Origin of the sequence: Caballeronia sp. LZ065 (assembly GCF_031450975.1) — a bacterium.
GTDB lineage: Bacteria > Pseudomonadota > Gammaproteobacteria > Burkholderiales > Burkholderiaceae > Caballeronia.
Map to the genome: position 1 here is coordinate 1,393,780 of NZ_JARUXV010000003.1, position 26,998 is coordinate 1,420,777.

Below are 26,998 nucleotides of genomic sequence, written 5' to 3' on the forward strand. Positions count from 1 at the left end.
GACTACGTCCCGCGGCCTGATGCCTCCTGCTTGCGCATCGGCATGGCGTCGATGGTCTTGAACAAGTCACGGGATTCGATCGGCTCGTGCGAATCCAGTTTTACGCCGCCGTCCTTCCCGACGAGCAGCACGCGAAACACGCCGGCCTTGACGCCGTATCGTTGACGCAGGGCGCTGGCGGAATCGGCGACGCCTTGCACGTCATTCCCGATTACTTCGATCACCAGGAGATCGCGCTCCGGAAAGCCCTTGCGTCCCTCGATTGTCGCGCGCTGTTCCGACAGTGCAGCAGAATCTGCATTCCCGGCGAAAATAATAAGCAAACGCTTCTGCCACGAATACTGCTCGATGGACGAGGGCGCCGCGCTCCCTCCGGCATTCGATAGTGCGGCCATTCCCATCAGCATCGTTCCAATCATGCCTGCAAATAACAGATACCGGTTCATTGGCAAGCCCCTTGGACAAGATCCACGACATCGTCTGGACGGCGCCTGATGAATTTATCTCGTTCCGATCGCTTCGCCGAGCAGCCCGGTCAAATCGATTCCGTTCTTCGCTGCATCCAGTTGCTCGTCCGGCACCGGCCCCTGGCGCTCCGGATCGACCAGTGCCTGGTTCAGGTCGACATACGGACGCATGCGATTCTCGTAGGCAGCAAACGCCGCCGCAAAATCCGACCCATTGCGCACCAGTTCATGCGCAAGCACCAACGCGCCGACAAGCGCCAGGCTCGTGCCCTGCCCCGAAAACGGCGATGCACAGTGCGCCGCATCGCCGATCAGCACGACACGGCTCTTCGACCACGCAGGCATGTGAATCTGCGCGAGCTCGTTGTAGTAAAACTGCTCCGTGCTTTTCATTGCCTCGATGAAGCGCGGAAACTCGCCTTTCAGATGCGCGCAGCGCTCTGACACGATGCGCTTCTGTGCTTCGACATCGTTCCGGGACAACGGCGGTTCAGGCGCAGCGAAGCCCGCACCGATGCGCAACTCGCGCTTGTCGCGGCTCGGATAAATGACGTAACCGAACTCGGCGACGCGATGCCCGATCTGCCAGTCGTCGAGCGCAATGAAGTTGGGCGTCGAGAACAGCGCGAGGACGACACCCAGCGGAAAAACAGACGCGGCTTCGTCGTTGAACACCTGCTTGCGGACATTCGAGTAGATTCCATCCGCACCGATCAAGAGATCGAAGGATCTGTCGGCACCGCTTTCAAACGCGACGCCGACACTGTCCTCGTGCGGGTGGATCGCGCGAATACTGTCGCCATAAAGGAACTCGACCTTCGCGCTCAGTGCGTTCATCAGCAATTCGCAAAGGTCGTCGCGAAAGATCTCGATGTCAGTGCTGTCGAGACGGCCTGCACTGTAGGTGCGTTCTTCCGTCCGATGTATCTCGTTCCCATCGGCATCGAGCATCGACATGCCTTTGAGCTGCGTGCGCAACGCCCGTGCATCGTCGAGCAAGCCCATCGCTTGCATGACATCCAGCGCGACGCCGCGAATATCGACAGCCTGACCGCCGCGCCGGAACTCGCTGGAACGCTCCACGAGCGTCACGTCGTACCCGGCACGGTCCAGCCAGAAGGCAGCAGCCAGGCCAGCGACGCCGGCGCCTGAAATCAGAACGTTTCGAGTCATCGCAAACCTCCTCGCTGTCAATCTTGCCGGCGATTTTATCGCAATCGGCCAGCGTGCCCTGCGCCATTCGCGTAAGCGCTTCTATTAAAAATCCGACCTTCGTTGTACCCTTGTCACCCTCTCCGCGGGCCAGGGCGATACTGACAATCAAATGGACATCAACCGCCTGGACCTCAATCTCCTCAAGATCTTCGACGCTGTTTACCGTCTGCGAAACCTGTCGGAAGTCGCCAAGGAAGTCCATCTCAGTCAGCCGGCAGTGAGTCACGCGCTCGGGCGGCTGCGCGAGGCCATCGGCGACCGCTTGTTCATCAGAACGTCCGCCGGACTCGAACCGACGGCGCGCTGCGAGCGCCTTGCGGAGCCCATACGCTCCGCGCTCGCAACCATTCAGGATTCCCTGCTGGACTCGATCGAATTCCTGCCGGAAGAATGCACGCGCGAATTCCGCCTGCTGCTGTCTGATGTCGGCGAGATCCTCTTCATTCCTCGCCTGCTCAGCCGCCTCAACGAGATTGCGCCGAAGGTGAAGCTTGCGATCTTCCAGGCGCCCCGTTCGAGCTATGAGCAGATGCTGGTGGGACGCGAAGTGGATCTGGTGGTGGGTCACCTGAACATGACCCGGCAGACCATCCGGCATGCCCATGTGTTTCGCGATCAATGCGTGGTCGTGACGCGCAAGCGGGAACGTGCCGACAGCGCCTCCAATGCGCTGACGCTCGATGAATTCCAGTCGTGTTCGCATGTCGCCATCAAACAACTGGACGACCCGGTCGAGTCCGCGTTCGAGGATCTCAACATCCGGCGCACGGTGGTCATGCGCATGCCGAACTATTTCGCCTTGCCGAGCGTCATCGCGCAGTCTGACCTGCTCACCACTGTGCCGTCGCGCGTCGCCGCGCACTTCCAGCGCAGCATGTCGCTCGATGTCTACGACGTTCCTTTCCCCTGCCCATTCTTCGATGTCCGCATGTACTGGCATACCCGCTTCGACACCGATCCCGCCCATGCATGGCTGCGCGAGACCTTCCTTTCCCTGTTCAAGTCAGACGAGCAAACGGTCGCGGCGCTGACGGCGCGGTGATGGTTACCCGAAGGCGACCGACATCGCCCGCTGCATCAGAGACCGCCGCGCACATCCATCAGACAGCCCGTCACATAGGACGCAGCGGGCGACGCCAGCCACACCACCGCTTCCGCGACTTCATCCGCAGTTCCCATGCGTCCCATCGGAATCGTGCTCGCGAACCGCGCCAGCGAATCAGCTGTGCGCTGCTGGTGCAATTCCGTGTCGATGACGCCGGGCCGAACCGCGTTGACGCGAATGCCTTCCTGCGCCAGTTCCTTCGACAGGCCGATGGTCATCGTATCCATTGCGCCCTTGGTCGCCGCGTAGTGCACCCATACGTTGGGCGCACCCAGCACCGACGCACCGGAGGACATGTTGACGATGACGCCGCCCGCGCCGCCTTGCGCCGTCGACATGCGCCGCACCGCCTCGCGCGTGGCGATGAACGCGCCGATCACGTTGACGCTGAACACCTTCGAAAGGTCGTCGCTAGCGAGATCCGCCAAGCGCGACATGCCGCCCGTGATGCCTGCGTTGTTCACCAGCACGCCGATGCGCCCCAGTTCGTCGATCTGCCGAAACGCTTCGAGTAGCGTGTGCTCGTCGCCCATATCCGCGCGGATCGCCCACGCCTTGCCCGCTTTCGCCTCGATCTCATCGACGACACCCTGTGCAGCAAGCGCGTCGTCCTTGTAGAGAATCACAACGGGATGCGTCATCGCGGCGCGACGCGCAATGGCCGCGCCAATGCCGCGGCTGCCGCCCGTGACCACGAACAATGGTTTATCGCGCATCCAGCTTCCTTTTCCAGTCTGATAGAGGTCTAGTAAGCGCCGTCGTTCGGATGCGACGCGCTTTGCTCGGCAAGAGCCACCGCGCCGAAACTGCGCGCAAGCTCGGTTGCCGCGCGCACCAGCAAGGTCGTGTCGACACCAACGGCCACGAACTGCGCGCCTGCCTCCAGATAGTCATGCGCGAGCTGGCGATCCGTCACAAGGACGCCCGCCGCCTTGCCTGCCCGTCGCACCACCGCGATTCCCTCGATGATCGCCGCTCGCACATCGGGGTGATTGGCCTGTCCGCGCAAACCCATGTCCGCCGACAAGTCGGACGGGCCGAAGAACACGCCGTCGACGCCATCGGTCGATGCGATCTCGTGCAGGTTGCCCATGGCTTGCCGTGTCTCGGCCTGAACCAGCAGCGCAACCTCGCCGTTGGCCTGATTCAGATAGTCGTCGATCTGGTTCCAGCGCGACGCCCGCGCCAACGCAGCGCCGAGCCCCCGTACGCCCTCGGGCGGATAGCGCATGGCCTGCACCATCAGACTTGCCTCTTCGGCGGTGTTGATCATCGGAATGAGCAGCGTCTGCGCGCCGATATCCAGGTATTGCTTGACGAGCGACACCTCGGCACGCACCGGACGTACCACCGCATGCGACGCATACGGCTCGATCGCACGAAGCTGGTCCAGCGTCGTCCGCACATCGTTGGGCGCGTGCTCGTTGTCGAGCAGGAGCCAGTCGAAGCCCGTCGCGGCGAGCAACTCGGCGGCATTGGCGTCGGCGAGTCCCACCCACAGCCCGATCTGCCGCTCTCCTGCGTGCAACGCCCGTCGAAATGAATTCTCCCGAATCTGCATCTAAAGTCCTCAATGGAAGCGGAACGAGATCGCGCCGAGCGGACCATAGTCGACATGGAAGCTGTCGCCGAATGCCGCGAAACACGGCCGCGTGAACGAGCCCGCCAGCACGATGTCGCCCGCCTCGATCTGCTCGTCGTAGGGCGCGATCTTGTTCGCGAGCCACGCCACGCCGTTTGCCGGATGATTCAGCACGCCGGCCGCCAGCCCGGTTTCCTCAATGACGCCGTTCTTGTAGAGCATCGCGCCGATCCAGCGCAGATCCACCTCCAGCGGATTCATCGGACGTCCGCCGAGAACGATGCCCGCGTTCGCCGCGAAGTCGCTGATGGTGTCGCAGACCCGGCGCATGGCGCCCGATTCGCTGTCGCGCTGTTCGATGCGCGCGTCGATGATCTCGATGGCCGGGACCACATAGCTCGCCGCGGACAGTACGTCGAACATCGTGATGCCCGGGCCCTTGAGCGGACGGTTCATGACGAAAGCCAGTTCCACTTCGACGCGTGGCGCGATGAAGCGATCGAACGGGATATCGCCACCGCCCTCGAAGAACATGTCATCCATCAATGGCGCAAAATCGGGCTCGGTAATCTGGCTTGCCTGCTGCATCGCGCGCGACGTCAGGCCAATCTTTCGTCCCTTGATCTTGCGGCCGTCCGCGACTTCGAGTGCGACCCAGGCACGCTGGATTGCATAGCCGTCGTCGATGGTCATCTGCGGATACTGTTTCGTGAAATGCGGCAACTGGACGCGCGTCTTGCGCGCTTCATACAACTGGCGGGCGAGTTGCGCGATGGTGTCTTGCGGAAGCATGAATCGACCTTTTACTTTTGGCTGTCGGATGGAGGGTGCATTGGACGGTCATGAATCAGCCCGCCATGCGCGGACCGACATAACCCGTCTGCCCGGCTTCCGACCCGAGGTTCAGAATGGGGCCGTCCATGCGCTCCTGCCAGATCAGCGACTCCATACCGATGTGCAGCGGATGATCCTGGATCGTGAGAATGAAGGTCGCCTCGTCGTCGTAGTAGTGCGCATGCTCCGACCACGACGGTCCCGAGAGCAGCAGGTCGCCCGCCTTCCATGGAATCTCGACGCCATCGACGATGCTTCTTCCGTGCCCCGTGAAGTGATAGTTGATCGCGACCGAGCTGTGCTTATGGCCGCGCCCGACCTTGCGTGCCGGCTTTCCCACGGGATGCGAGAAGATCGTGGCGAAGAACGAGTGGGTCGTGCCGTTGCGCCGTTCCGTGGCCGGGTTATAGAGAAGAATGATGTTGCGCTTCGCATCGCCGTTCTTCATCGTCAGCATGTCCGCGACGGCTTCCCACGGCCACACGAGCGGCCGGTTGCGCACCACTTCGATATCCGTCAGGAACTCATAGCCGCGCAGCCGCGCGCCCGCCTCCGAAATCTGCCGGTCGGGCGCGTTGTTGCGGTTATAGCTGTGGTCGAGTCCCGTCGCGGAGGTCTCGACGTTGCGCTCGGCGACCGAATCGGCATAGTTGATCCAGTGCACGGCGAGCTTGCGCAACAAGGGCGCGTTGGAATACGTGAGACGCACCCAGGGCTCGTCGCCGGTGTTCTTGTGCGAATACGCCTGCATAGAAGGGATGGTGAGCGTTCCCCACTTGCTCAACTGATGCGCCTCCGTCCCTACCTCGACGCTGCCCAAACCGCGGATGCAAAACTCGATCTGATTGGAATTGCGCATCAGCGCACGCGTCTCTTCGCCGGGATTGACTACGCTGATGGTGACATCGATGCCAGGCGCGAAGCCCATCGAGCCATCCGTGCATGACGGATGAACGATCAACGCCGCACGCCGGCCGTCCTCGGGCAGCGGCATCTCGCTCAGGCGGCTGATCTCCCGCTCGATCTCCTCGCGCGGGACCAGCAACGGTTGCCAGGGGGTGATGGGCGCCGGTGCGGCTGCGCGGCCGTCCAGCATCGTGAATGTGGGTTCGCTCATGGTGTCCTCCGATATGCCTGAACTTGTTGTGAGGTGGGAGCTGGTCAGTTCCTGGACCAGCGGATCGGCGCAGGACCGCTGAGCGGCAGACGGATCTCCGCGCCGTGTCCCGTCACCGCGCGCTCATAGGCAAGCTTGGCGACAGCCAGATCCGAAATGCCCATGCCCATGGCCTTGAAGAGCGTGATGTCGCCCTCACGCTTCTTGTCGAGGCCGTGTCGAATGACGTCGGGCAAGGTCTGAACGTGGGCCCAGCCTTCACTCGCGGAGCCGAAGAAGTCGATGAATTCGCGGGATGCCTTTTGTGTGTTGACGAGGTTGTCGACCACGATCGCGCCCGCGCGCTTGAACACGTCGGGAAAGAACTCCGCGTTGTGCGGCAGGATCGCGCCGACCGCATTCAAGTGCGCATTCGGCGCAAGCAAGCGGGCGTTGAAGAAAGGCTGCGTCGCCCGCGTGACCAGCGTCACGATCTCGGCGCCGTCGACTGCATCCTCCAGCGACGCTGCCTCGACGACCTGCGCCGAGCCGAGACTGGTTGCCACCTTCTCGAAGAACGCGTGACGCTTGTCGGCGGTAGGACTCCAGATGCGCAGGCGCTTGAGCGGCCGAACCGCGTTGACGGCGAAAATCTGCGCAAGCGCCTGACGTCCGCTGCCGATGATCGCCATGTCGCTCGCGTGCCTGCCGGCCATCCAGCGCGTGCCGACAGCGGTCATCGCGGAGGTCCGGATCTGGCCGAGCGTGTTCGCTTCGAGCATGGCAAGCAGCCGGCCGTTCTCGGTGCTGAACAACGAGAACACCGCTTTCGCGCCGGCGTTGGTATGCACCCACGTCTTGAAGCCGCACACGCCCTCTCGCAGCGACGCGGAGCCGAGCGCATGCATGGAACCGCCATCACCGATATCGCCGATTGCCTTGGGCACGTTGAACGCTGTGTCGTTCGCGATCTCGCCGAGGCTGTTCTCCAGTGCATCGATGGCGTCGTCGAGCGGCACCAGCTTCGATACATCGGATTCCGTGATCCAGATTGCTTCTTTTGTCATCAGTTATCCTGCCAAATGTGAATGGAGTGTGGGGCGACCGTGGTCGCCGCCGGCTACATCGAATCAGATGAATGGAAGATGACGCTCGCTCGACTTGCTCGCGATCAGCCAACGCTCGCCATCGAAGACCAGCGTGTCGATGCAGCGTCTCACTGCCGAGGGTGTCAGCGGCGGCGTGTCGCTCGCGTCCGTGCGTTGCGCTTCGAAGGCCATCAGGAAGAAGCGCACTTCGGCATGGGTACGATCCACCCGCGACACCAGCGGATTGCAGACCGCATGGAATGTTCTCCGGGTCTCCGGGCGCGCAGCGAGCGCCCGGCCGATGCTTTCACGGCCGCGCAGTGCTTCGCCGTTTCGATGCCACACGCCATCCGGCGCGAACAGCGACACCGCCAGCTCGTGGGTACGCTCGTCGAGACAGTGGAAGAACGCGAAGACGGTTTCGGTGCAGGCCATCGACGCTGCAAGCCTTGCTTCATCCGACATGCGTCCTCCGCTCGTTGGTCACCGTATTGGCAAGCGTGCCGATGCTCGACACATCGACCTCGAAGACATCGCCTTCCCGCAGATAGCGCGGCGGCTTCCGGGTCATGCCCACACCCTCGGGCGTGCCGGTGGCGATGACATCGCCGGGATCGAGGGTTGTGAAGGAGCTGAGGTAAGCAATCAACTGCGGCACGCTGAAGATCAGATCGTCTGTTCCGGAGCGCTGCACCACTTCGCCGTTGAGCCGGCCAGTCAAGACAAGCCTGCCCGGATCGAGCACTTCATCGGCGGTGACAATCCACGGACCCAGCGCGCCCGAACGCTCGAAGTTCTTGCCCGGGGTCGCCTGCGTGTTGTGCTGCTGGAAATCCCGCACCGAGTTCTCGGCCATGCACGTATAACCGGCTACGTATTCAAGCGCGTCCTCGACGCTCACATGCCGCGCAGGCTTGCCGATGACAACCGCCAGTTCCGCTTCGTAGTCGAAGCAGTCGGAGTTGAAGGGACGAGCGACCGGCTCGCCATGTCCGACCAGCGAATTGGCGAAGCGAACAAAGATGGACGGATACTCGGGGAAGGCACGCTTCATTTCCACCAGATGCGCGCGATAGTTCAAGCCCGCGCAGAGGATCTTCGCATCGCGCCCGACCGGCGGCAGAAGCCTCACAGCGGAGAGCGGCACGGTCTTGCCAGCGGCGCCGGAGCGCGACCGTGCGACGGCCTCTTCGAACGTGTCGGCGCCGTCGATCGACGTCACTTGATCGTCATTCAGAACGCCCCACCGCTGGCGACTTGCGTGCTCAAAACGAACAATTTTCATCTCGCACTTCCCATTGAAGAATTCACTTGCGCATCGAAACCATGCGTCGCTATGCGGGGATCAACGCGGATACCGGTACGGGCCGATCAAGGTGATCGCGATTGCGCTGACGACGCATGCAGCCGACGCGAACATCATCACGGGCGTGTAGCTTTGCAGGCGATCGAAAGCGATGCCGAAAAGAATGGGGCCGCCCAGCGTGCCGAGACAGAACAGCGAAATCATCACGCCGTACACGGAGCCGAACGAACTCAGACCGAAGTAGCGCTTCACCAGGAAGGGCATCAGATCGCCTTCCGCGCCTACGAGCATGCCGGTCAGTGCCGCGCCCGTTGCGAGCAACGCGTAGGACGGGTTATGCGACGAGGTCGCGAGGATCAGCCCGCCGACAGCGCCCAGCAGAAACGCGCCGCAGGCCACCACGCGAGCCGGAACGATGTCCAGCAGCACGCCCGCGCCGAAGCGGCCGATGGTGAGGCCGATCGCCGAGAACGCCGCGCCGGCCACGGCCTGGTTCGCCGACAAGCCCTTGTCGGTCAGTAACGCGGGAATGTGCACGATGCTCCCCAACCCGACCGCCGCCACAATGGCGATGCTGATGCTGATGATCCAGAAGCGCGGCTCTGCGAGCGACTCGCGCAGCGAGTTCGACGGCCCGTGCTTGCCGCCGCGAGTGGCCGCCGGAATCGGCAGCGTTGCCTGACGGTCGACGCGCAGCAGCAACAGCGCGGCCACACCCATGACTGCCGCGAGCACGCCGAGCACGGCGTACGCTTGCTCCCAGCCGTAGCGGGCCATCGCCCAGCGCGCGACCCAGGGCGCCGACGCCGCACCGATTCCAGCGCCGATCGATGCAACGCCGAACGCAAAGCCCGTCCGCCGCTCGAACGAACGCGCCAGGATCGGCAAGTAGCCGACCGGCGAAGTCGCGACGCCGAGCAGCCCGATCACGAAGGTCTTGAAGCCGATCAACAGCGGCGTCGCAGGGCCGACGCAGATCAGGAGGAAACTCGCCACGAACAGCGCGAGCGACCACGCGATCACGCGATAGGCGCCGTAGCGGTCCATCAGCTTGCCGGCGATCGGTGCGCCCAGCGCAAGTCCGAGCGATGCCATGGCAAGACAGGTGGACGCGACCGCACGGCCCGAGCCAAGCGCTGACGCGATCGGCAGCAAGAAGACGCCCGTCGTGCCGGCGAACAGCGAGGTATAGCCGCCTGCCAGTCCCAGCGACGTCGCGAGCAGCAGAATGACGCTGCGCAGGACGGAGTGCCGGGTGTCGCCCGAAGATGCGGCAATCGACTCAGAAAGAGCCGTGTGCGAGCCTTCCATCGTGGTGTCTCCTGAATTTGATCTGGATTTTTTATGAATGAAATCTAGCGGATCTGCACGGGCGTTGACACTGAAACCTGTGCATTCGCCAAGTGCACGCGCTGCATCGAGCCTAGAAGCGATGGGCAATGTCGGCCCGCACGGCGGTCTGGGCATGGGTCGCGGACGGACTCAGACCGGAGATCGAGGCGACCGCGGCATGGCCCGTCGAATCAATTCCGCTCGCGCGCTGATAGACGGCGGTGGTGTAGATCGTGGTGCGTTTGGACAACGCGTAACTGGCTCCCAGACCGAGCTGGCGATACCAGGCGCCGTCGTGCCCGCCCACCGATGCCGAGCGTGTCAGGCTCGCCATCACCCCGGCGAGCAGCGCCGCCGAGAACTGGTAGCGCAGGTTCAGTTCGACCGTGTTGATGGCCGCCGTGCCCGTGTATCCGAGCGGATTGGGCCCGGATGTCGCGACATCGCCGAGACCTGTGTAACGGACATTGGTGTAGATGACGCCAGCGGTGGCCGCCTGCCAGGTGACGGATGCGCCGGCTCCGAAAAGATCGAACGCATTGGCCGATGCGTAGCCCGCATACAGCGGATTGCTCTCGGGCGTCGTCGCACTGCCAAGCGAGCCGAGATTGTTTGCTCCGACACCCGCACCGTTCGGATTCGCGCCATAGAAGGCGACGTTCGGATTGCGCACGGAGAGCCAGGCGGTACCGGCGCGCAGCGCTCCGCCATCGTAGGCGGCGCCGAGCGACCAGGCCGAGTTGCGCGCATTCGATCCTGCTGCGCCTCCCACGCTGTACAACGCTTCCGACGTGACGCCTCCGATCTTCGGCATCACGTATTTGATGCTGTTGTTCAGCCGGCGCGTGCTCAACAGGTTGTCGATGTCGCCGGGATGCGTGGCGGCATAGCCGCCGAACTGCCATGGGGCGGAGAACGGTGCGACGATGTCGAGATGCGGATCATATTGCCGGCCGAGCGCGACCCGGCCCAGTCCCGACTCGATGCCCACGAAGGCTTGCCGGCCGAACTCACTGCCGCCTTGCGCGAGGGCGCCGTTGTTCAGCGTGAAGCCGCTTTCGAGCGTGAAGATGGCTCGCAAGCCACCGCCCAGTTCTTCAGTGCCGCGAATACCCCATCGACTTCCGCTCAGACCGAACGCGCCGTCGGTCATGGCGAGCTGGTTTCCGCCGCCGACCGGGCGACCGTTGATTACGGCTCGCTGCGAGCCGACGGCATAACTGATGCCGACATCCAGAAGACCATACAGCGTGACGCTGGATTGTGCGTAGGCGGGGACCGCGAGCACACCAGGGATGAGTGCCAATAGCACATACCTTTCCATCCAATCTCCTCCGAATTGTTTTACATGCTTTGCTTGAGTGGAATCGTGTCCCTTTGCGCTTTTCTTTAACGCTGCAAGCGCGAGCGGACGCCGCAAATCTATCGGATGACAGATGCATCCGACACTGAAACCTGCGCATGAGAGACATGCACGAGCTGAATCAAGGGCAACGTGCGTTCAAAGCCCCGGGTAAGGTCGAATCGTGAGCGAGCGGTGAATGGCGCTATGGTGCGTGCGGATTGAAGTCAGCGTGTTCCTCGCGGGGATTTTGCGACTTGTCTGGATCGATGAGTTCGTGGTGTCGCCGGCGTGCGGCGGTTGGTGAAGCGGGAGGAGTGTGAGACTGAAAGGTGGTGGCGGATACGCGGATCGCAAAGGGATGTGACGAGGGCGATAGATGGCGGACGGTCCGCCATACAGTGCGCTGCTGCCGCTCGATCGGCCGGTGGCCGAGCGCGGACTTCAACCTGCCGATTTACGACAGAAGCGATGCTTTAATTGCCGAGCCGCCTAGACGAAGCCGAAGTGCGTTCACCAAGGCGTTGCAGTTGCGCAGCAGCCATGCGAGCTGCTCGGCGTCTCGCGCCGCTCCATCTCCTTGCGCTTCGAACCGAACGCCAAGCAGTCCCGCTACCCGCTCCCCATCCTGTCCACCGCTGATTTTGAATCGCATTGGCTGTCCGACTTCCTGTTCTAGCGCTGCCTGATCCTCGATGAACGCTTGCAACGCTATGAGCCCGTCGGCGCCAACGAACTTGACGAAGAGGCCGACCGTCGACGGCTGCTCCCGGTAGGCGACGAGTCCTTGCACAGGGCCCGGTAAATCCAAGCGGACGAAGTTGTTACCGCCATGTCGGGGCGGCGTCTGGTCCGGGTGATCAAACTCAACCTGCTCAATGAATTCGTCCCAGAACGCGCGATTCTGAAGCCTCGACGCGCTAACGGGCGTCGGTCGAGCCGTGGACCGCTCCGTCGGCACCACTTCATCAAGCGGAGTTGTGCCTCAAGCAGGACGCCGTCGGGGCGCACGAGCACCTCGCGTTGCACGACTTCAGTGTGCAATGGGACGGACGGCACGAGAAGCGTGCGCCCCGCCGCATCGCAATACCTGCGGATCTCAACGAGCGCGAGTTGAGACAGGACACCGCCCTGCGCGCCGAGCAACCGACGCAACGACTGCAAGTCGCTACGAATGCCGTCTCCCGCGATGGCACAGAGGAAGTCACCGCGGTCGAGCGACCGGTTCACAGAGTCGACGAATGCAGCCTCGCCCAGTCCGGGGTACACGGCTTCGACCGCGGCGAATATGGGATTTTGGCCAGTAAGGCCACGAGCCTTCTTGAGACGCGCCTCCAAGTCTGAATACGTCCACTCGGAAAGCAACGATGCATATTCGAACAACTGCGCAATGACCTCGCGGCGAGCTTTAGGATTACGCCACAACTTGCATTGGACGAGCACGAGTCGGCCAGTCACGGAAACGCCCAGAATGTCGAGGAAGACGCTCGAAGAGCCATAACGCAGTGGAAGCTCGCGGCAAAGCGGCACGAAGCTCTCCCCATGACCGAACATCTCGCCCATGGGAAGCAACTTCGGAAGCTCAAAGATCCTTTCTTGCAACCAGCGTTCATTGCGACCGGTCCCGGCCGTCAACGCGACCGGTTGAAAGGATGCGGGTGAGTCGAAGGTCTGCTCGTCGTAGAGGTAAAGGGTCATGCGCGGGTGTTGTGGTTCTGCGGCGCCCTGCGTCCAAGCGTGCGCGCGCGGATGTTATCGATGCTGCCGATTGTTCGGCTCCGTCGTGACGAAGTGCTGCGCATCGTGCGGCTAGCCGATATTGAGCTGGGTCGTCCATTTGGGGTGCACGGGCGTTCTGTAGAGCTTGCGCTGAAATCACATGAGTCTCTCTGGGACCCTTCTCAACTGCTCGATAGCCGGTGCGTTGCATGTCTCTTCGTGACGTGCAATGGTCATTCGCTCGCGGCCGCCGCCGGCGGGTTATTGGACTTTACGGACATTGAGGTTGATTCCTTTTGGGGTCGGCAGCATGGCAGATTGCAGACCCTGGCGGCGTCGCCCGGTATGGGCCTGCAGCCGCCTGCGTCAGCGAACTCAAACTCAATTTCAACAACCGTTTCAAAGGCCTAGCAGTCAGGTTTCGAGATGCGGGTCGCACGGATCGGGACACCCATCGTTCTGCGACTTGATACGTTCCTCAACGGCAAGGAATGTTTCTGAGCCTTTCTAGAACCCATCATCAACGCCTGACATCGTCGTCCGACTATGCATCAATCACGGAAGTAGCATGACCGGACCTAACGATACCGGCAATGCGGCACCAGTGAAATGTTCGCTGACCAACACAAAAAATCGGTAAATTATATATGTATCTGCGCGATCGCCTATACCGCGTTATAGCTCCAATGGTAGTTAGCCGATATCCAAATTCAGCTCGTCGAAATCGCTTCTGTAAATATTTGGACACGACAGTCTCAGCGATTCCCGCGTTCACGCTGCTAAAAGTGGAAATGACATGAATCAGTTCCTGAATTACCTCAGCCGATGCGCCGAATATTTAGAAATCAAAGGAAAAACCGGTTATGCAACTGAATACGTCAGAGTGATCGATCAACCGGAAGTGCGTGTTGCCGACCTGAGTACTCCAAAAGGACTGGTTGCATGGAACTTGATTGAGGACGCGACATTTTACAATCGCCTGATTTGCTATTGGTTGTCGAAAGGAGATTATGAGCGAGACAAAATTGAATGGGAAACGGCACTGACCGGGGGATATGCGCTTAACGCGGCAGGCTCAGTCCTCGAAGTTTTCTCTGACAAATCAACCTTAAAAAAGAAAAGCGTTTTCCTGCAAAATAGTGTGCTCACCATCGCGGGATTGCTAGCCGCACTTACAACAATAGGAAATTTTTGGGACTTGCTTTTCGCTTATCCGCACATAACCTACCGTCCTGACGAAAAAGGCTTCAGCATCATTCAGGGTGAGCCCATTAATCTGAAGGTTGCGCTTGTAAATCAGATACAGACACCCAACAAAGACGTCACCGTGCAAGCGGCCGTCATGCATGATCACCGGCAGAGCGCGCCCTCCGCCGATACGACATTAGAGGCGCTGACGATTTCCGAAAATTCGATTCCAGAATTGACTGGGGGCGAGAAGCGTGATTTGACTATCACTGGAAAAACGCTAGCGCCGGGCGACTACAAGATCAACTTTGTAACCCATACGACAGCAGGAAGACTTCGCTTCGATAAGGAGTTTCACCACACTGAGGTGCTAAAAGTCTGGCCCGAACGTCCCACGACACGCTTTGATTTGCAGAAATACCGGGACACGAATTTTCGCGTTTTTATGGGTGAAGTCGATATCGGTCGTGCAGAAGACAATGGCGTGAACTGCGCTCTGGAAATTGACAAATTGGGTAAGTTCCAATATTTCGGACTGGACGCACCGGTCCTGCCATCCGTGCCGCCCGAGGTCAGCTACAACGGGGAGCGTGGAAACGATGTATTTCTAATCCGCTGGACAATCAGGCCCGTCAAGTCGAAGCAAACCATGTGGGTCAATATCAAGCTCATTCCGCCAGACGCGACTGACTGGAAAGTAGTCAAGCAGGCGGCCAGTTTTGAATGCCAATACGCAAAGGGAGGATCGCAGCCATGAGATTCTTAAATCACTCCGCAATTCTGATTCTGGTCGTTGCACTCTGCGGACGAGGTGCCTGGGCCCAGCAGAAGATAACGGGTACAGTCCTCGATCCAGGCGAGGGGGCGGGCGGAGGCATCCCTGGTGTCAAGGTGACCGTGAAACAGGCGGGCGGCACTACTATCAAAACAGATATCACCACTATCGACGGTCGGTATTCCGTCGAGTTGCCGTCCGGGACACGGCTTCCGGTCGTTGCCGAATTCAGCAAGATCAGCTACGTCGACGATCCGATGGTGGTACCGGTCACAGAAACGAACATCAAGGACCTAAAAGTTTATCTCGCACACATTGGACAACAGCAAGCCTACTATAACCAAATAGCGTTGAATATTGCCCAGCAGAGCAATGTCGATCAGCGGACTTCGCAAATGTACGCGGTCGCGGCCTTGCCGCTAGATCACAAAGATCAGGTCGCCCAAGCCTTAGCGACACGAGGAGACCCAGCACTCGTGAAACAGTTAGCCGAGACGAATTCGAAGCGCACTGCGTATGTGCAAGTTCGCGACGCGCTACAGGAGAGCAAGGCTAAAAACGTCTATGCAACCCCCGATTTTAAGGGGTCAAACATCTTCATCAACGGGGACGTCGCGAGTCAGTGGAACAAGAACAAGATTGAAAACGTGATCAATAGCCAAGACTGGTCTAAATTCGATAGTGAGGTCAAACTCGCGCCCTTGTCGGGGTCAATGAAATAATCGTATTCGTACATGAAAGCGCGGTTATTCCAGACGACGGACCTCACATCTGGTGTGAGGGCCGCGCTGTTGCGAATGCAGGGTTCGTCCACACGATCGTTATAGAGCGTTGGGGAGAACGCTGCACACATGGAGCCATCGGGCTTTTGATGAACCGCTAAACCCACGTTATCCTGACAGTTGTTGCCCTTTCGATAATTGCGCCCGTTGTTGGGGTCGCAATCCCGCATGTGCAACGAAAAAGCGTTGGAAAAGTAGCGCCATGCGCCCTAGGGATTCTTCAAAACTGAGCGAGTCTGGGCTCGGTCGCTGTGCCGAGCAATGGAAGATCATGGCCGATGGGCCTCATTCCTCGATACACAAGGTCGTTACTTAGATGCCAATCCAGGGACGACGGCTGTATGACGAAGAGCCGTCGGACCTGGTAACCGAATTCACCGTCCTCAAAGACCAACAAAGAAGCGTCTATTTCCGAAAATCGACCAGCCGGTTACAGCATAGAACTGACGCCTGCGCGTTCGACTGACGAAGCATGTGACCTGTGGGAATTACCGGACAATCACCTCGAACCGTTCCGCCGTTGATGCCGAACACCCCTTGAATCCCCGACCAAACACGCCATCGCATCTCTCTCACGATGATTGACGCGCAACTGACGCCCGAACAAGCCCACGCTCTCCGAGCGCCCGCGATCAAACAACATTGCGCGCCGACACAGCAACCTGGACCTATCTCCGACCGGTTCTCGCCAAGCTTCCAAACCGAACGCGCATCGCTCAAAGACTCGCCTCCTTCACCCGTTCCCGCAACCGCGGCACCACAAAATCCACGAACGTACGCAACTTCAGCGGCAACCTGCGTTGCCTGTCATACACGAGATGAACCGGCCGCGCCTCCGGCTCGAACATCTCCAGCACGACGCGCAACCGCTGCTGCCGTACATGCTCAGCCACCTGATAGGACATCGCCCGAACCAGACCTGCACCTGAAAGCCCGGCGTCGATTGCGGCATCGATCGTATTGACGCTCAGCCGCGGCCGTATGGCGGCGGAAATCTCCTCGCCATCCGACCAGAAACTCCATCGCACCGACGCCGATATGCTGTCGAACGAAATCACGCTGTGAACTGCGAGGTCTGCCGGCTCATTGGGTTCTCCTCGCGTATCGAGATACTCCGGACTGCCGCACACCACACGCCTGATCGAGCCCAACCCGACCGCAATGAGGTTGCTGTCCGGAAGATCCCCGACGCGCAGCGCCACGTCCACCTGATCGTCGAGAAAATGCGTCACACGGTCGGTCAGAACCAGGCCCACGGCGACCTCCGGATAGGAAGCAAGGAAGCGCGTGACAACCGGCAGCACATGCAGCCGGCCGAACATGATGGGCGCCGTCACGACCAGGTCACCTTTCGGCTCGGCGTACTCTCCTGCCGCCGTTCGCTCCGCCTCGACCACCTGCTCGAGAATGGCTTTCGCTGACACCGCGTAAGACCGGCCAGCGGGAGTCAACTCGAGCCCTTTCGCTGAACGGATCAGGAGCGTCGCTCGCAGATGCATCTCCAGGTCGGCCATCTTGCGGCTGACCGTGGCGAGCGGAACACCGAGCCTGCGGCTCGCTTTTGAAAAACTCCCCATTTCAGCTGCGGCGAGAAACACCGCCATTGCATCGAGCTGATCCATGGCCTTCCAGAAAATGAGAGGTCGCTTCCCCATATTAGCGTCTATCGCCATTCTCCGGAAATGCGCAGACTGCTCTCACGACTTAAGCACAGCTTCGCTTGAGCCGGCCCTTCGAATCGCGCAGCAAGCCCACATTCCACGGTTGTTTCTTCATACGGAGTTTCATCATGGCATCGATTCCGCAATCCGCGTTGTCCCAGTTTGCAGTGGCCGAACGATCGTCAGGCGCTTATATGTCACAGGCCCTGCTGAGATGGTCTTTGGTGATCGTGTTCCTGTGGTTTGGCGGCATGAAATTCACCAGCTACGAGGCACATGGCATCGCGCCCTTCATCGCCCACAGCCCGATCATGAGTTGGCTGCATGTGGCATTCGGCATTCAGGGTGCAAGCTATGTGATCGGGACGTTGGAACTGTCCACCGCGGTCGCACTCGCAGCCGGCGCGTTCGTTCCCGTGCTCTCGGCGCTCGGCGCAGCCATGTCGGCCATGACCTACCTGATCACGTTGACCTTCTTCGTTACGACACCGGGTGTGGCTGAAGCCACCGCCGGCGGCTTTCCTGCGATCTCTGCGCTGCCAGGCCAGTTTCTGCTCAAGGACCTGGTGCTTCTCGCGGCTTCAATCAGTCTTCTGGTGACGTCCTTGCCGCGCCTGCTGTCGCGGGTACGTTGATTGACCCGTCACGCTGCCCGGCCTGTTCGTCGCGCAGCGTGATGACGTGCTTCGGCCGCACCGTCATACTCGAATCCCCTCTGTATTTACCAGCCCAATCTGGAGGTAATCATGCTCGCCACGCCGACGTATCAAACGGTCGCTGTTGCTGATCGTCGTACAGGATCGACCATCGATGTGTTCTATCGCGATGCCGGACACAAGGACGCGCCGGTTGTCCTCCTGCTGCACGGTTTCCCGACTTCGAGTCACCAGTATCGAGGGCTCATCGCCCGGCTCGCCGACAAATACCGTGTGATAGCCCCCGACTTGCCCGGCTTCGGCTTCTCCGCTGCGCCTGAAGCCCACGCTTTTGCCTACACGTTCGACCATCTGGCCGAAGTGGTCGAAAGCTTCACCGAGGCAATTGAACTGAAGCGCTATGCACTGTATGTGTTCGATTACGGCGCCCCCGTCGGCTTTCGACTGGCTGCGTCCCGGCCGGAGCGCGTCAGCGCGCTGATCACACAGAACGGCAATGCCTACGAAGAGGGGCTCAGCGAAGGCTGGAATCCCATTCGAGCGTATTGGGAAGCGGAAACAGACGAAAACCGCAACGCCTTGCGTGCGTTCCTGAAGTCCGAGACGACGTCGTTTCAATACACACACGGTGAGTCGGACACCTCCTTGATCGCGCCTGAGTCGACCACGCTCGACCAGCATTTCCTCGACCGCCCTGGCAACGCCGAGATTCAGCTCGATCTGTTTCGCGACTACAAGACCAACGTCGCGGCTTATCCCCGCTTCCATGACTATTTCCGTACCCACCGCCCTCCGACGCTGGCTGTATGGGGAAAGCACGATCCTTTCTTTTTACCCGCCGGCGCGGAAGCCTTCCGCCGCGATCTTCCGGAAGCGGAAATTCACTTCGTCGACGCGGGTCACTTCCCGCTGGAAACGCATCTCGACGAAATCGCTCGGATCATTCGTGCCTTTCTGGCCCGGCACGTGGATTCGAAGCAAGGCGCGGCGCTGTTCGGCACGCTCGAAGAAGCCTCTGCGCCTGCCGAGGCGAAAGAGTTGATCGACGTGATGCGTGGCGTGTTCGGCTTCGTGCCCAACCTGGGCTACGCCCTGGCAGTCGAACCGTCGGTGCTTGGCGCCTATATCGCCATGCTTCAGTCACTCGGCGCAAGTTCGCTCGACCCCGTCGCACAGCAAGTCGCGATGGTCGCCGCAAGCCACGCGAACGCCGCGGATTACGGCATTGCCGTGCATGCAACGCTTGCAGCGAAACTGGGCGCGTCGGCCGATATCGTGCAGGCTTTGCGCAACGGAAGCGTGATCGACGATCCCAGGCTGGATGCGGTACGCCGCTTCGCCGCCGCTATCGCCACGAATCGGACGCAGGTATCGGACAGTGACGTGAATGCCCTGAAAGCGGCAGGATTCGATCACCGGGCAATGGTCGCCATCGCTTTGGCCGCGGCCGCAAAGACACTCGTCAATACAGTGGCACATCTGTCACGGCCGGAAATCGACGCTGCCTTCCGGGCGGGCTAAGCGTCGTCATCTGAATCGCGGGACGGCATCTCAAATGCCGCCCGCCAATCACCCCTGCCGAAGTCGGCTGTCTCGGCTCCCCGGAATACATGGCCAGCGGCCTGATGAGACTTCGTTCAGTCGACTCCGCCGTGAATGACCCACAATCCCGGCAGCCGAATCTCTCCGCCAGCCACGTCCACGGCTGCCAACGCGGTTCGCGCAGCACATCGGCCCTGCTCATACGAGTGATTCGACAACGTGCGAGCCAGGATCCCCAAGCATGTCTCCAGCGACGCGCCGTTCATGGCGGCCTGGAAGCGCTTCCTTCTGCGCCGGGAGCCAGGCGCGGCTGCGCGCGATCACAGCGTCCGCGCGGCGTGATCGCTGATGTCCACGAACGTCACCGCGACGCCAGAGATGGTCTCCGTATCCGACACATACGGATAAATCTTGCGCAGGAAAGTGTGGTCATGGCCGTCGCGAATGATTGCTTCGCGCGGTTCACTGGCGCGCAGCACGGCGTGGATGTCCGTGTAAAAAGCCGCGTCCGGAAACTTCGAGACAAGATCCGCGATATTCCTGCCCGTGTCGCGCGACGTCAACGGGAACACGTCCCGCATCGACGGCGTGAACCATCGAAGCCTCAAATCCGGGTCCAGGAACATCGTCATCACGGCGCCCGAGGACAGCACGCGGCTTTGCATCGCAAGCTGTTCGATGTTCTCCTGCAAAGCGACGTTCGCCACGTTGAGATCGCCGTTACTGCGATTGAGCTGTTCGTTCGATGCCCTGAGCTCTTCATTGAGCGCCTGCAATTCCTCCCGCGACGCTTCCAGCTCCTCACGCGAGACCCGGGCCTTGCTTTTCCAGTCGACCGACTCGGCAATGTCGAGATCACCCGGCATGAGCAGAGTCCCGTCAGCCTCGAATACATCGGCCGCATCCTGCTCCCTGACGAACGACACCAACACACGGTCGCACGCAGCGCCGAAGGACGTTTGCAGTGGAGTGAGCCGCACGCGCATCGTGATGTTTTCCGCGGCGTCGAGTTTCATGCATTCCAGCGTGATGGGTTCCTGATTGGCGAATACCCGTTGAATGGCGTGCTGAAGGCTCGCCTCCCACTGTTTCGGCACGAGATCCGTGATCCTGAGCGAGGGCTCGCCCGCAGCAAACCGCAGCACATCTTTCGTGTCGCCGTAAATCCGCAAGATGCTGCGGTCTTCGTCGATCAACACGGAAGGAACGTCGAACTGCTCGTAGGCGAGGCGCAGCGCAAGCTTGGCCAGTCTTTCCTCATCCGACGCCACTCTGCGCACCGTAGTGTGCGGCTCCTTCCGCATCGGCCCGACCTTGCGATAGATGTTCCACTTCCGGGAAACGATCTCGAAGCCCTGTTCGTCGAGAGGGTAAGCCTCGCTTCTGCCAAGAAGAAGATAACCGCCCATCCGCAATGAGGTGTTAAGCGAGAACAGTACGTCCCAGACCGTCTCCAGCTCCAGGTAGATGAGCAGGTTGCGGCACGTGACGAGGTCGAGCCCTGAAAGCGGTGGATCGGAGATCAGATCCTGCGGGGCGAACACCAGCTTTTCACGCAGGAACCGCTTCACGCGGAAAGAGGCGTCGACCTGGTAGAAGTAGCGTCCCCGACGTGCGGTCGACACGCCGGCCAGCGACCTCGCATTGAATTGACCCAGGCTCGCGCTTGCGATCAGTTCCGGCGCGGCATCGGTAGCGAAGATCTGGAAGTCAAAGGGCTCAGCCGCTTCGCGTGCAATTTCATCAAACAGCATCGCAATGGAAAACGCTTCCTCACCTGTCGCGCATGCCGGCGTCCAGACTCTCAAGATACGCTCCGCCCCCGCCCCCGCCTGCGCGACGAGCGGCTCAAGCACATTGGTTCGCAAGACCGGCCAGGCATCCGCATCGCGAAAGAATTCGGTCACGTGTATCGAGATGCCGCGCGCCAACGCTTCGAGTTCGACAGGATCGTCCGCGAGCAGCGAAGCGTAGTCCTCCAATGACCAGACCTTGCGCATATCCATGCGTTGCTGAATGCGCCATAACAACGGCGAGGGCTTGTATCCACTGAGGTTGAAACCCGCGCGCCGCCGGATCAGCTCGACAATATGAGCGAGCGTCGTCGATGTGCTGTTGGACCAGTCAGCCGGCGGCGTCGGACGTTCGTATGCGGGATCGGCGCAGGCCAACAATTGCCGGCCGATGGCCCCGGCAGGCAGGACATGGTCGTGAATGCGCCGCTGAATGACCGCGTTGGGCATGGCGTCATGCAGCGCCGTCAGCGGATCCTGAACGATGACAATACCGCCGGCCTGCCGGATGAATGTCGCGCCCGCGGTTCCATCCATGCCGGTGCCCGACAGGATGACGGCGACCGGTGGCGGCGCTGTGCGTAGCGCAAGGCTTTCGAGAAAGCAATCGATCGTATCGATGCCGGGACGCCGCCCGCCGCCTTCCAGCGGTCTCGTCTGAAACAGGTTGTCTTCCAGCGTCAGGATGTCATCCGGCGATGGAATAGATGGTTCCAGTCTTGGGAGGCGCCCCGCTGATAGCGGGCTGAACCGGCAAGTGCGTCCATTTCGCAATCAGACCAGGCAGCGCGCTGGGCAGGCCAGCGGGCAGGTGGTGGAGCACGACAAGCGCAAAGGGCAGGTTGGCGGGGAGCCCTTTGAAGAGCCGCTGCAACGCGGTAATGCCGCCGGCCGAAGCGCCGATAGCAACGATCCGCACATCAGTGTGTCTTCCGTCCGCGCTCAGTAGTTCGGCCATGGCTGTCTTGTACGGAAGCCCCCCGGTTGGCGAGGCGACATGTGCGCGCCAGCACGACCGATGAGGATGCAGACAACCGGCTCTGCGATCGGGGCTCACTGGCGCCAGACCAGGTTGCACACAGGCCTTTCGCTTCACTTCGCGGGAAGCAAGATGCGCAGCCTGCCGACGCCTGATCTTCATGGTAGGTTAAATCGAGAGGCGCCGCTCGCTGCATCACGCGCGGAGCGCGGCACCCTGTGCATGCACCAGCCGCATTGTTCAGGCAAACTTCCCGCCTGAGCGATGATCGCCGCATTGGTTCACTGAGCTCGCCGCCGCCGGGGACGCAAAGCGTCTCATGATCCCATGTGGGTAGTTCCTCATTCGAGAAGGGACGCGGGTTCGTTCCGTGCTTCCTGCTTGCAAGCGCTTGTGGTTTTTCGTTGCGACCTGAAGCAGCACTGTCACTTAAGCGCCCTTTTCGTCCTCGCTTCAACCCCTTTCGAGGCCACCCGTTTTGATCCTGCATCATTGGCAGCGCACGTGATGAACCCACAAGCAAGTTGGCCGGCGCATGCATACGACTGTAGCGGCTGGCAGGGCGAAATGGCCGGCCGCATCGCCGCTTTCGAGTGGGGCAGCACGGCACTGGGACCCATCGATTCATGGTCGAACAGCCTCCAGTCCGCGGTTCGATTCGTGCTCGCGTCGCCCTTGCCGCTCGTCATGCTCTGGGGCACGCCCGGGACCATGATCTACAACGACGCGTATGCCGTGTTCGCGGGCGGCAGGCATCCGTTTCTGCTTGGCAAACAGGTCGAGTACGGGTGGCCCGAGGTCGCGGCATTCAACCGGAATGTCGTGGATACCTGCCTGACCGGGCAGGTGCTGTCGTACAAGGACAAGCAACTGACGCTGCATCGCAGCGGCAAGCCTGAAGCAGTGTGGATGGACCTGCATTACAGTCCCGTGACCGAGGACGACGGTCGTCCCGCCGGCGTCATCTCCATCGTGTTCGAAACCACGGAGAAAGTGCTGGCCGAGCGCGAAAGGCAAATCGCAGAGGACAAGCTGCATCGCCTCACCCAGACGCTGGAGGAACGGGTCGCCGTTGCCGTCACTGCACGCGTGGAAGCCGAAGAGCGGTTGCGCCAGGTGCAAAAGCTGGAGGCCATCGGCAATCTCACTGGCGGCGTCGCTCACGACTTCAACAACGTGCTGCAGATCATCTCGTCGAACGCGCAGCTGCTCGAACTCCTCGCGCGCGACAACCCCCGGCTCAAGGAACGTCTGGATATCATCTCCAGCGCCGTCAGTCGCGGCAGCAAGCTGGCCTCGCAGATGCTGGCGTTCGCCCGCCGGCAGCCGCTGAATCCGAAGGTCGTGCGCCCGCTCACCTTGCTGAACGCCGTCTCGGAACTGATGGCGCACGCCCTTCCAGAGCACATTGCGCTGAGCCCGGTGGTCGCGGAGGATGTCGGCAATCTGCTCGTCGACCGTCATCAGCTCGAGAACGCCCTGCTCAATCTGATCATCAATTCGAGAGACGCCATCCGGGAGCGTGGGGACATTCATGTCGACGTGCGCAACGACGCCGGCAACCGAGTGCTGTCCTCGGGGCTCGCGCTGCCGGAAGGCGGCTATGTCAGGTTCAGCGTGACTGACACCGGCGTGGGCATGTCCGAGCACGTCAAGTCACGCATGTTCGAGCCTTTCTTCTCGACCAAGCCCGAAGGGCACGGCACCGGGCTCGGACTCAGCATGGTGTTTGGCTTCGTGAGCCAGAGCGCGGGTTTTGTCGAGGTCGACTCGGAGGTCAATCAGGGAACGACGATCACGCTGTACTTCCCGATGTGCAGCGAGCAGGAATGCCCGTCTGAAGGAACGCTGCCGGTGAACCCGCGTTCAGTGGCGGGCGGCGAGACCATCCTGGTCGCCGAGGACGACCCCGATGTGCGTCTGGCGGCCATCGACATGCTTGCACAACTCGGATACACGGTGTTCTCCGCGCACGATGGCGACGGCGCGCTGAATGTCCTGCAACGAGTCCCGCATGTGGATCTGCTGTTCACCGATGTCGTCATGCCCGGCACCGTGCGCAGCAGCGAACTGGCGCGCCTGGCCAGCCAGCCGCCGCATCGGGCGGCGGTTGTATTCGCTTCGGGCTACACGCGCGACGTCATCTTCCATGAAGGCCGCATCGACGAAGGCATTACCTTGCTGAACAAACCGTACAGCCTTTCGGAACTCGCGGGCACGATCCGGCAGGCGTTGGACGCACGGGCCAATGGGCTGGCTGCATCAGAGGGCAGCGATAGCGCCGCGATGAACCGCATGTCCGCGAACACCGTGCGCTAGGAGCATCGTCAGCGCGTTTGCAGCGGTCATCGGCGGCTGTCTCATGGCATGATTCTGGACATCATGCCTTCAGACACCCCTTCCTCCGACGCCGCCAAGGCCACCGGCACCGCCGCCTTCTCCAAATTCATGGCGATCCTGCAACTCGTAGCCGATGCCGCCGATCCCCCCACCATCGCCCAGCTCGCGGCAGAGAGCGGCTATCCGCGCCCGACCGTGTATCGCATCGTCGGCGCGCTGATCGCTGAAGGGCTCGTCGTGGAAGGCGAGCGCGGCGGTTACGCGCTCGGCCCGCGCCTGATGTCGCTCGCCAGCCGCAGCTGGGAACGCTCCGACCTGCGCATCGCCGCCACCGACGCCTTGCAGGCGCTGCGCGACGCCACCCAGGAAACCGTCCACCTCGCCGTGCGCAGCGGCTCGGAAATGGTGTACGTGGAGAAGCTGGAAAGCCCGCACGCGGTGCGCATGACGTCGCGCATCGGCACGCGCGTCACGCTCTATTCGAGTTCGGTCGGCAAAGCCTATCTCTCGATGCAAACGCCCGCGGAACGCGACGCGCTGCTGCACGGCATCGTCCTGCAACGTTTCACGCCGCATACGGTCACCGACCGCAGCGCGCTCGACGCCGAACTCGACGCCACCCGCGCACGCGGCTATGCCGAAGACCGCGAGGAAAACGAGGCGCAGATTTTCTGCTACGGCAGCGCGATCGTCGGGGCGAACGGCGCCACGCTCGGCTGCGTGAGCATCAGCATCCCATTGTTCAGAAAGAGCGCGACGCCGCTCGACACCTACATCGAACCGCTCAAGGAAGCGTGCCGCGCGATCGCGCAACGCATGAGTCCGGGCATGCGCTAACGCAGCACGGTATCGCTCGTGCGCTGGGTCGCCGCCGCACGTTGTGCGATGAGCGTCGGCAGGCGCGGCAGCATCTGCGGCCAGTGCGTCGCCTCGTCCGCGAGACGCGTGGCCATGCTGCGGAGACTGAAGCGGTCGGCGGCAAGACGGAGAATGACCTTGCGCGCGATGGTCCAGACATCGACATCGGGCGCGATCTCCCGCGCCACGCGCTCGATCCGTTCCGCCGATCTCGACAGCAGCACCGCCCGCGACGCAATGCGCCCGTGCGCCGCGCTGAACATGTGCTCGGCGGGCGCCCGGCCGATGGCGCCGAACAGATGCGCCACGCCCACGTTGCGCCGCGCGTGAGGCGAGGCAAAACGCTCGGCCTCGCGCCGGTAAGTAGACTCCACGCGCATTTCATGATGACTCGACTGCGCGTCCGGACGGCCCTGTTCGAGATGCGCGCGCGCCGCGGCCTTGTGATCGCCCTGGATCAGCGCATGCGACACACTCACCAGAAAGTCACGCTCGTGCGCGGCGAACAACATCATCGGATTGTCGGCTTCCAGCACGATCTGGCCGCGCGTCCCCTCTTCGATGCTGACCCGCGCGCCCGCCGCATCGAGGCCCGCGTGATACAGCCCGATTCCCAGCGCCATCTCGAAGAACGCTTCGATCAGCGTCGCGACGACATCGGCCGGATCGAGCCCATGCGCCGCCAGCGTTGGCATGTCGCGCAGCGCGGCCGTTTCGATCGCACGCGTCGTGAGCACCGTATCGTTGCAGTAGTCCCACAGCACTTCAGGCACGGCGATGCGCGCGTCCTCGCGCAGACGAAAGCGCAGATAGCTTTGATCGGCGGCACGCTGGCGCAGGTCGATCATTGCGTCGATGCTCTCCCGCGCCCGCTGGACCCATTCCACCGGGTGGATGTCGCGCGCCTTTGCCGAACGTCGCTCGGCGAAGCGTGCTGCCGCGAGCGCGAGGTCGAGATCGTCGGCCAGTTCAGCGCGCGCGTCCGCGCGCAGCAGCGTGACGCGCACCGGTGTCGCGCCGATGCGCGCCGTATGCGTCTGCTCCGCGACGCCCGAACGCAGCGGCACATCCTGCAAGTCCGTCATTTCGAAGGCCAGCGTGGCGGGAAACGCCTCGGCGCAAGCCTTGCTGAAACGCGCGGCATCGTAAGGCGTGAACAGCGCATCCATCTCGGCCAGCGCGACGCGCACGGCGGTCTCGGCGAGCGCGGGATGACTGGCGAGCGCACCCGACGCGTTTTCCAGCACGCGCGACAGTTGCGACAGCGCGGGCACACCCGCCGCAAGCGGCGCCGCCCGCGCGCCATGCGTGGCGAAGAAGCGCGCGACGCGGGTCATC

Annotated in this window: 23 protein-coding genes; 7 read left to right on the top strand and 16 right to left on the bottom strand. The window is 61.5% G+C overall.

Going from position 1 to position 26,998, the window contains the following annotated elements; translation table 11 throughout:
• Positions 1-2 precede the first annotated feature (2 nt).
• On the bottom strand, positions 3-446 hold the full coding sequence (locus tag QCE63_RS26335; RefSeq protein ID WP_309837174.1) for a DUF4174 domain-containing protein: 444 nt from the start codon (positions 444-446) through the stop codon (positions 3-5).
• Between the two features lie 54 nt (positions 447-500).
• Positions 501-1,640: an FAD-dependent monooxygenase gene (locus QCE63_RS26340; protein WP_309837175.1), complete on the bottom strand. Its 1,140-nt coding sequence runs from the start codon at positions 1,638-1,640 to the stop codon at positions 501-503.
• 151 nt (positions 1,641-1,791) lie between these two features.
• Between QCE63_RS26340 and QCE63_RS26345 the strand changes: the two genes are divergently transcribed.
• Positions 1,792-2,724, top strand: a complete 933-nt coding sequence (locus QCE63_RS26345) for a LysR family transcriptional regulator (RefSeq protein ID WP_309837177.1) — start codon at positions 1,792-1,794, stop codon at positions 2,722-2,724.
• A 35-nt stretch (positions 2,725-2,759) separates the two neighbouring features.
• Here QCE63_RS26345 and QCE63_RS26350 read toward each other — a convergent pair whose 3' ends face one another.
• The 10 genes from QCE63_RS26350 to QCE63_RS26395 all read right to left on the bottom strand — a co-directional run bounded on the left by QCE63_RS26350 (position 2,760) and on the right by QCE63_RS26395 (position 13,065).
• On the bottom strand, positions 2,760-3,503 hold the full coding sequence (locus tag QCE63_RS26350; protein ID WP_309837179.1) for an SDR family oxidoreductase: 744 nt from the start codon (positions 3,501-3,503) through the stop codon (positions 2,760-2,762).
• 29 nt (positions 3,504-3,532) lie between these two features.
• A complete protein-coding gene (gene hpaI, locus QCE63_RS26355) occupies positions 3,533-4,348 on the bottom strand; it encodes a 4-hydroxy-2-oxoheptanedioate aldolase (RefSeq protein WP_309837181.1) in 816 nt (271 codons plus the stop codon).
• Between the two features lie 9 nt (positions 4,349-4,357).
• Positions 4,358-5,161 carry a 2-oxo-hept-4-ene-1,7-dioate hydratase gene (hpaH, locus tag QCE63_RS26360; RefSeq protein WP_309837183.1) on the bottom strand — a complete coding sequence of 268 codons (804 nt, stop codon included), beginning with the start codon at positions 5,159-5,161 and terminating at the stop codon, positions 4,358-4,360.
• Positions 5,162-5,216: 55 nt separating this feature from the next.
• Positions 5,217-6,320 (bottom strand): hypothetical protein, encoded by a 1,104-nt coding sequence (locus QCE63_RS26365; RefSeq protein ID WP_309837185.1) that lies wholly within the window; start codon positions 6,318-6,320, stop codon positions 5,217-5,219.
• A gap of 44 nt (positions 6,321-6,364) precedes the next feature.
• Positions 6,365-7,366 (bottom strand): ornithine cyclodeaminase family protein, encoded by a 1,002-nt coding sequence (locus QCE63_RS26370; RefSeq protein WP_309837186.1) that lies wholly within the window; start codon positions 7,364-7,366, stop codon positions 6,365-6,367.
• A gap of 63 nt (positions 7,367-7,429) precedes the next feature.
• Positions 7,430-7,852, bottom strand: a complete 423-nt coding sequence (locus tag QCE63_RS26375) for a nuclear transport factor 2 family protein (protein ID WP_309837188.1) — start codon at positions 7,850-7,852, stop codon at positions 7,430-7,432.
• Positions 7,842-8,672 carry a fumarylacetoacetate hydrolase family protein gene (locus QCE63_RS26380; RefSeq protein WP_309837190.1) on the bottom strand — a complete coding sequence of 277 codons (831 nt, stop codon included), beginning with the start codon at positions 8,670-8,672 and terminating at the stop codon, positions 7,842-7,844. Before QCE63_RS26380 ends, QCE63_RS26375 begins: the two co-directional genes overlap by 11 nt.
• A 60-nt stretch (positions 8,673-8,732) precedes the next feature.
• Positions 8,733-10,004 carry an MFS transporter gene (locus QCE63_RS26385; RefSeq protein ID WP_309837192.1) on the bottom strand — a complete coding sequence of 424 codons (1,272 nt, stop codon included), beginning with the start codon at positions 10,002-10,004 and terminating at the stop codon, positions 8,733-8,735.
• A 112-nt stretch (positions 10,005-10,116) separates the two neighbouring features.
• A complete protein-coding gene (locus QCE63_RS26390) occupies positions 10,117-11,349 on the bottom strand; it encodes a porin (RefSeq protein WP_309837194.1) in 1,233 nt (410 codons plus the stop codon).
• A gap of 729 nt (positions 11,350-12,078) precedes the next feature.
• Positions 12,079-13,065, bottom strand: coding sequence for a hypothetical protein (locus tag QCE63_RS26395; RefSeq protein ID WP_309837196.1), 987 nt, complete (start codon positions 13,063-13,065; stop codon positions 12,079-12,081).
• Positions 13,066-13,882: 817 nt separating this feature from the next.
• Between QCE63_RS26395 and QCE63_RS26400 the strand changes: the two genes are divergently transcribed.
• Positions 13,883-15,031 carry a hypothetical protein gene (locus tag QCE63_RS26400; protein ID WP_309837197.1) on the top strand — a complete coding sequence of 383 codons (1,149 nt, stop codon included), beginning with the start codon at positions 13,883-13,885 and terminating at the stop codon, positions 15,029-15,031.
• Positions 15,028-15,771, top strand: a complete 744-nt coding sequence (locus tag QCE63_RS26405) for a hypothetical protein (protein WP_309837199.1) — start codon at positions 15,028-15,030, stop codon at positions 15,769-15,771. The genes QCE63_RS26400 and QCE63_RS26405 overlap by 4 nt, the downstream gene beginning before the upstream one ends.
• A gap of 776 nt (positions 15,772-16,547) precedes the next feature.
• Here the strand turns inward: QCE63_RS26405 and QCE63_RS26410 are convergent.
• Positions 16,548-17,453: a LysR family transcriptional regulator gene (locus QCE63_RS26410; RefSeq protein ID WP_309837201.1), complete on the bottom strand. Its 906-nt coding sequence runs from the start codon at positions 17,451-17,453 to the stop codon at positions 16,548-16,550.
• 167 nt (positions 17,454-17,620) lie between these two features.
• On the opposite strand from QCE63_RS26410, the gene QCE63_RS26415 reads away from it, so the two are divergent.
• Entirely contained in the window at positions 17,621-18,127 is a 507-nt protein-coding gene (locus tag QCE63_RS26415) for a DUF417 family protein (protein WP_309837203.1), read from the top strand.
• A 111-nt stretch (positions 18,128-18,238) separates the two neighbouring features.
• Positions 18,239-19,669, top strand: coding sequence for an alpha/beta fold hydrolase (locus QCE63_RS26420; protein WP_309837205.1), 1,431 nt, complete (start codon positions 18,239-18,241; stop codon positions 19,667-19,669).
• Between the two features lie 341 nt (positions 19,670-20,010).
• Here the strand turns inward: QCE63_RS26420 and QCE63_RS26425 are convergent, their stop codons facing one another.
• Both QCE63_RS26425 and QCE63_RS26430 read right to left on the bottom strand, forming a co-directional pair.
• Positions 20,011-22,257: a CheR family methyltransferase gene (locus tag QCE63_RS26425; RefSeq protein ID WP_309837206.1), complete on the bottom strand. Its 2,247-nt coding sequence runs from the start codon at positions 22,255-22,257 to the stop codon at positions 20,011-20,013.
• Entirely contained in the window at positions 22,172-22,441 is a 270-nt protein-coding gene (locus QCE63_RS26430; RefSeq protein ID WP_309837207.1) for a chemotaxis protein CheB, read from the bottom strand. Before QCE63_RS26430 ends, QCE63_RS26425 begins: the two co-directional genes overlap by 86 nt.
• Positions 22,442-22,969: 528 nt before the next feature.
• Here QCE63_RS26430 and QCE63_RS26435 point away from each other — a divergent pair.
• Together QCE63_RS26435 and QCE63_RS26440 are read left to right on the top strand one after the other, a co-directional pair.
• A complete protein-coding gene (locus QCE63_RS26435; protein WP_309837208.1) occupies positions 22,970-24,781 on the top strand; it encodes an ATP-binding protein in 1,812 nt (603 codons plus the stop codon).
• Between the two features lie 63 nt (positions 24,782-24,844).
• On the top strand, positions 24,845-25,639 hold the full coding sequence (locus QCE63_RS26440; protein ID WP_309837210.1) for an IclR family transcriptional regulator: 795 nt from the start codon (positions 24,845-24,847) through the stop codon (positions 25,637-25,639).
• On the opposite strand, the gene QCE63_RS26445 is transcribed toward QCE63_RS26440, so the two are convergent.
• Complete coding sequence (locus QCE63_RS26445; protein WP_309837212.1) at positions 25,636-26,997, bottom strand: AarF/UbiB family protein; 1,362 nt, start codon at positions 26,995-26,997, stop codon at positions 25,636-25,638. The two genes, QCE63_RS26440 and QCE63_RS26445, sit on opposite strands and share 4 nt — an antisense overlap.
• Position 26,998 lies beyond the last annotated feature (1 nt).

Excerpts from the sequence above, each read along its gene's own strand:
- QCE63_RS26380 (WP_309837190.1), bottom strand. The coding sequence starts at position 8,672 with ATGAAAATTGTTCGTTTTGAGCACGCAAGTCGCCAGCGGTGGGGCGTT.
- QCE63_RS26390 (WP_309837194.1), bottom strand. The coding sequence starts at position 11,349 with ATGGAAAGGTATGTGCTATTGGCACTCATCCCTGGTGTGCTCGCGGTC.
- QCE63_RS26405 (WP_309837199.1), top strand. The coding sequence starts at position 15,028 with ATGAGATTCTTAAATCACTCCGCAATTCTGATTCTGGTCGTTGCACTC.
- hpaI (WP_309837181.1), bottom strand. The coding sequence starts at position 4,348 with ATGCAGATTCGGGAGAATTCATTTCGACGGGCGTTGCACGCAGGAGAG.
- QCE63_RS26375 (WP_309837188.1), bottom strand. The coding sequence starts at position 7,852 with ATGTCGGATGAAGCAAGGCTTGCAGCGTCGATGGCCTGCACCGAAACC.
- QCE63_RS26435 (WP_309837208.1), top strand. The coding sequence starts at position 22,970 with ATGAACCCACAAGCAAGTTGGCCGGCGCATGCATACGACTGTAGCGGC.
- QCE63_RS26370 (WP_309837186.1), bottom strand. The coding sequence starts at position 7,366 with ATGACAAAAGAAGCAATCTGGATCACGGAATCCGATGTATCGAAGCTG.
- QCE63_RS26400 (WP_309837197.1), top strand. The coding sequence starts at position 13,883 with ATGAATCAGTTCCTGAATTACCTCAGCCGATGCGCCGAATATTTAGAA.
- QCE63_RS26365 (WP_309837185.1), bottom strand. The coding sequence starts at position 6,320 with ATGAGCGAACCCACATTCACGATGCTGGACGGCCGCGCAGCCGCACCG.
- hpaH (WP_309837183.1), bottom strand. The coding sequence starts at position 5,161 with ATGCTTCCGCAAGACACCATCGCGCAACTCGCCCGCCAGTTGTATGAA.
- QCE63_RS26340 (WP_309837175.1), bottom strand. The coding sequence starts at position 1,640 with ATGACTCGAAACGTTCTGATTTCAGGCGCCGGCGTCGCTGGCCTGGCT.
- QCE63_RS26385 (WP_309837192.1), bottom strand. The coding sequence starts at position 10,004 with ATGGAAGGCTCGCACACGGCTCTTTCTGAGTCGATTGCCGCATCTTCG.
- QCE63_RS26395 (WP_309837196.1), bottom strand. The coding sequence starts at position 13,065 with ATGACCCTTTACCTCTACGACGAGCAGACCTTCGACTCACCCGCATCC.
- QCE63_RS26445 (WP_309837212.1), bottom strand. The coding sequence starts at position 26,997 with ATGACCCGCGTCGCGCGCTTCTTCGCCACGCATGGCGCGCGGGCGGCG.
- QCE63_RS26430 (WP_309837207.1), bottom strand. The coding sequence starts at position 22,441 with ATGGCCGAACTACTGAGCGCGGACGGAAGACACACTGATGTGCGGATC.
- QCE63_RS26440 (WP_309837210.1), top strand. The coding sequence starts at position 24,845 with ATGCCTTCAGACACCCCTTCCTCCGACGCCGCCAAGGCCACCGGCACC.
- QCE63_RS26420 (WP_309837205.1), top strand. The coding sequence starts at position 18,239 with ATGCTCGCCACGCCGACGTATCAAACGGTCGCTGTTGCTGATCGTCGT.
- QCE63_RS26335 (WP_309837174.1), bottom strand. The coding sequence starts at position 446 with ATGAACCGGTATCTGTTATTTGCAGGCATGATTGGAACGATGCTGATG.
- QCE63_RS26350 (WP_309837179.1), bottom strand. The coding sequence starts at position 3,503 with ATGCGCGATAAACCATTGTTCGTGGTCACGGGCGGCAGCCGCGGCATT.
- QCE63_RS26415 (WP_309837203.1), top strand. The coding sequence starts at position 17,621 with ATGGCATCGATTCCGCAATCCGCGTTGTCCCAGTTTGCAGTGGCCGAA.
- QCE63_RS26410 (WP_309837201.1), bottom strand. The coding sequence starts at position 17,453 with ATGGATCAGCTCGATGCAATGGCGGTGTTTCTCGCCGCAGCTGAAATG.
- QCE63_RS26345 (WP_309837177.1), top strand. The coding sequence starts at position 1,792 with ATGGACATCAACCGCCTGGACCTCAATCTCCTCAAGATCTTCGACGCT.